This window comes from Bradyrhizobium sp., from assembly GCF_049586575.1.
Classification (GTDB): domain Bacteria; phylum Pseudomonadota; class Alphaproteobacteria; order Rhizobiales; family Xanthobacteraceae; genus Bradyrhizobium.
The window spans coordinates 1-3,761 of the sequence record NZ_JBAVCF010000691.1 but is presented as its reverse complement, the minus strand read 5'-3'; the positions used below and the strand labels follow the sequence as shown (position 1 = coordinate 3,761).

2 protein-coding genes and 1 pseudogene are annotated in these 3,761 nt (G+C 60.8%); 1 reads left to right on the top strand and 2 read right to left on the bottom strand.

The features are described from left to right. Positions 1-1,220, top strand: a pseudogene (locus WB528_RS25305) (beta strand repeat-containing protein); the annotation flags it as partial. Positions 1,221-1,385: 165 nt separating this feature from the next. Here WB528_RS25305 and WB528_RS25300 read toward each other — a convergent pair. Beyond that, positions 1,386-3,233, bottom strand: coding sequence for an HlyD family type I secretion periplasmic adaptor subunit (locus WB528_RS25300; protein WP_423891855.1), 1,848 nt, complete (start codon positions 3,231-3,233; stop codon positions 1,386-1,388). Further along, a partial coding sequence (locus WB528_RS25295; RefSeq protein WP_423891853.1) for an ATP-binding cassette domain-containing protein occupies positions 3,227-3,761 on the bottom strand: 535 nt, incomplete at its 5' end. The genes WB528_RS25295 and WB528_RS25300, both read right to left, overlap by 7 nt.

Genomic DNA, 3,761 nt, shown 5'->3' with positions numbered 1-3,761 from the left:
AGGCTCTTCCCGCCGGAGCGGATGATCCGTCGTCGTTGGCCGCGGCGAAGGCGCCGAATGCAACGCTGGCCGCCATCGGCCAGGTATTCAATGCTGCGGACGATCTGGCTGTGGGTGGCCTCAATCACTCAAACCTCGCCGAATTCAATCACGATATGGCCGCAATTTCTGCCGGCCTGACCAATATCCTGAACAACCCAACCGAGCTCGCCCAAATTGAGGCCGGCGAACAGGGCGCCGATGCGGCCGTCACGACGGTTCATTTGCAGACGGTGCTCGATCAGATCAATCTTCAGATCAGCAAGTTCGACGGGTTGTATGCAACCGATCCAAATGTCGCGGCGCGCTCAACCAATGACAATCTGTTGGACATCGTCGACATCATTCAGAATGACGCGAATCTGAACACGGCTGCAGGCGGCAACGGGAATGTCGGCACGGTAGGCGGCTTTAGCGTAATGCCGGCCTATCTCAACGGTCCGAACGGAGTGAATGCCCACGGCGGAACGATCACACAGTTCCAGGACAACCAGGCCCAGACGAACTTCTGGGCGGCGTTCCTGTCTGAAGCCAATGTGATCAATAACCAGCTCCAGGCAGTCGCCGCCGGTCACGAGACTCCAGGCGATATCCAGCAGTTGATTACGCAGATCGAGGCGTACCAGAAATTTGGCGCGAATTTCGATCAGGCGCAGGGAGGAGTTTTCGGTGCGCGGTTCGACAATGAACTGCTCGGCGGGACGTTGCTCGCCGACACCCAGGCTGCGGTTCACGGGCTTACCGGCATTGCCAATGGTGACACGGGAGCAGCTCTTGCGGCTGATCAGGCGCAAATCCTGGCGGCGGGAACGGGTTTCGCTGCCGACGCCGGAGACGTCAGTGGAAACAACATTCCGGTCGGCGGTGGGACCTTTGTTGGTGACGCGACCACGGTTGCCACGGCGACATCTCCCAATGGGGTAGCGATGGGAACGATACCGGTTACTTCGAATCCGGACATCGCCAACGGGACGGGTGCAGCCAGCGGGACGGGCGCCGCAGCGGGTGGGTCCGCAACGGGCGCTTCAGGATCATCGTCAGCAAGCGGCGCCCCTGGATCGTCGGGAACCAGCCCCGGTCACAGCGGCGATGGCGATCCAATCCAGGTCGCGCATGGCGGACACTTTGGACAACACTTCGAGCCGCACTTCGAGGCGCACTTCGAGCACATGTGGCACTGATCGTCTAACGGGAAAGCCAGGCATCACGTGGTGGGGGGACGGAGGCGGCCACTGTCAGTCTAAGCTGACGGTGGCCGCCGGCTTGCGGCGCTCCGCAGGTTTCCGATGTTTACCGGACTGGTCTTACAGACTTGCGTTACCGGACTTGCGTTACTGGACTTGGGCTCATTGCTCGATGAAAGCGCGCCTCATTTGATCGCTGATCGGCTTGAGCAGATAACTCATCATCGTTCTGCTGCCTGTTTGCATGAAGACCTCTGCCGGCATGCCCGGAACAAGTTGAAGGCCGCCGAGCCGGCGACGCTCATTTTCGGACAGAGAAACCCTGACGGTGAAATAGGCCGCATTCGTTTGCTGGTCGCGGCTGGTGTCTGGCGAAACATAAGATACGGTGCCGCTGAGTTGCGGCGTCACGCGCTGATTGAAGGCCGAGAATCGGACAAATGCAGTCTGGCCCTTTCGCACCTGATCGATGTCGTTGGGTTGCAGCCGCGCCTCGATCTGAAGGTCGTCGAGGTCGGGGACGATTTCCATAACCGAGTCTCCGGCGCGGATGACACCGCCGACGCTATGGACCGAAAGTTGCTGAATCACCCCTGACGTTGGCGCGCGGATCTCGATCCTGTCCAGGATATCGCGGGCCGAAACGCTGCGCTCCACAAGCTCGGCCTCCTTGTTCTGGTTCTCACCCAGCTCCTTGACCACGTCGGCGCGGAAATCGTGTTCGAGCTTCAGAATTTGAAGCTGCGCTTCGCCGATCTTGGATCGCGTCTCCGCGATCGACGAGTTTAACTGGCCGCGCTCGCCTTCAATCCGCGCAGTCTCGCGCTGCAAGGCTGTGAGTCGCGTCAGCGGAACCAGCCGCTTGTCATAGAGTTCCTGGACGCCCGTGAGCTCGCCGGCGATCAGCTCAAGTTGCTTGGTCTTTGCCTCCACCTGGGCGTCGAGGCCGGCGATTTGCTCGCCAAGCTGCGAAATCCGGCTTTGAAAGACGTCGATCTGGCTTCGGCGCGCGTTGCTGCGTGCGTTGAACAGCGCCTCCTCGGACGTCAATAACGTCTTCACGTCGTCTTCGCTCGTTCGATCCGCCAATTCGGCGGGCACTTTAATCTGCGACAGGCCATCGCGCTCGGTCACCAGGCGAGCGATCCTCGCCCGTATTTCATCGAGCTGTTTGCTTACCACTTGCAGGCTGGCCTGCGCTTGTGTCGCGTCGAGCCGAACGAGCAGGTCGCCGCCGTTTACTCGCTGGCCGTTATGGACGGCGATTTCAGCGACCACCCCGCCGGTCGGATGTTGAATCGTCTTGACGTTGGACTGAACGACAAGATTCCCCGGTACGATAACGGCTCCCGCCAACGGCACCAGCGCGGCCCAGCCCCCCGCCAAAAGGCCGACGGCCAGCAATACACGAAGGCCGGTCCGCAATTCCCGCTCGAAGGCAAGGCTGGTGCGAAGCGATAGATCTCCGGTTGACGCGGCGGTCTCGCTTGCGCCGCCGTTGGAATTAAGAAGAAAGGTCAGGCCCGCGACTAGAGCTTTCCTGCAAGTGTCGAACCGCCCTCTTGTTGTTCGCGGCGATACCATGCCCCCGGTCGGCGGCGACGGCGCCATCGCCGGACTCTGAACATGCATCGGCTGGTAGTTGTTGTTCAATCGGAGACTGGTCTGATCAAGATTGATCAGCGATGGATCGCGGGACGCGACGATGGGGCTTTGCCGGGGAGCTGAGGTCCAGGCAGGCGCTTGTTCGCGACTGTTTCCGCGCATCTGGCGGCGGAAAATATCGATCACGCGTCCCATCGCGAGCCGGTGCTTCGGAGGATTCGATTTCGGGCGGCGGCGATGGTCGTCGCGACGGGGCGGCGTTTCCTCCTGCTTGAGCGACCGGCGCAGACGTTGCAGTTCGAGGATCAGGGCGGCGCCCTGTGGCCCCACCGGATCTCCATTCGCCATGTTGGCCCAGCGGTGCGAAGTTCCGCCGGGATGCGCTTCACCATCGTCCCTCAGCATAACTCGATGCTTTCGGTGACCGTCTGGCGCGATACTTTTGTATTTTCAGGCGGCGGTCTTCTAATGGTTGCGGCTTTTTCCGTCCCGTTGCGAACCCGTGAAAAAATCTCGTCGCGTGGTCCGAATGCAATAGCCTTGCCTTCGAAAAGCACCATGGCCATATCCAGCGCGGCGAGCGCGCTCGGTCGATGCGAGACGACGATGACGATGCATTTGTTGCGACGTAGCGTTTGAATTGCCCGGCTCAGGGCGTTCTCGCCGTCGGCATCGAGATTGGCGTTAGGTTCGTCGAGGACAACGAGGAATGGATCGCCGAATACCGCGCGCGCCAAGCCAATCCGTTGCCGCTGTCCAGCGGACAGCGACATGCCGCCCAGGCCGATACGGGTCGAATAACCCTCTGGCAGTCTCAGAATGATTTCATGCACACCCGCGATCTGCGCGGCCCTCAAAATGGCGTCGGAGCCGGCGGCCTCGTCGAAACGGCAGATGTTTTCGGCCACGGTACCGTCGAACAACGCCACATCC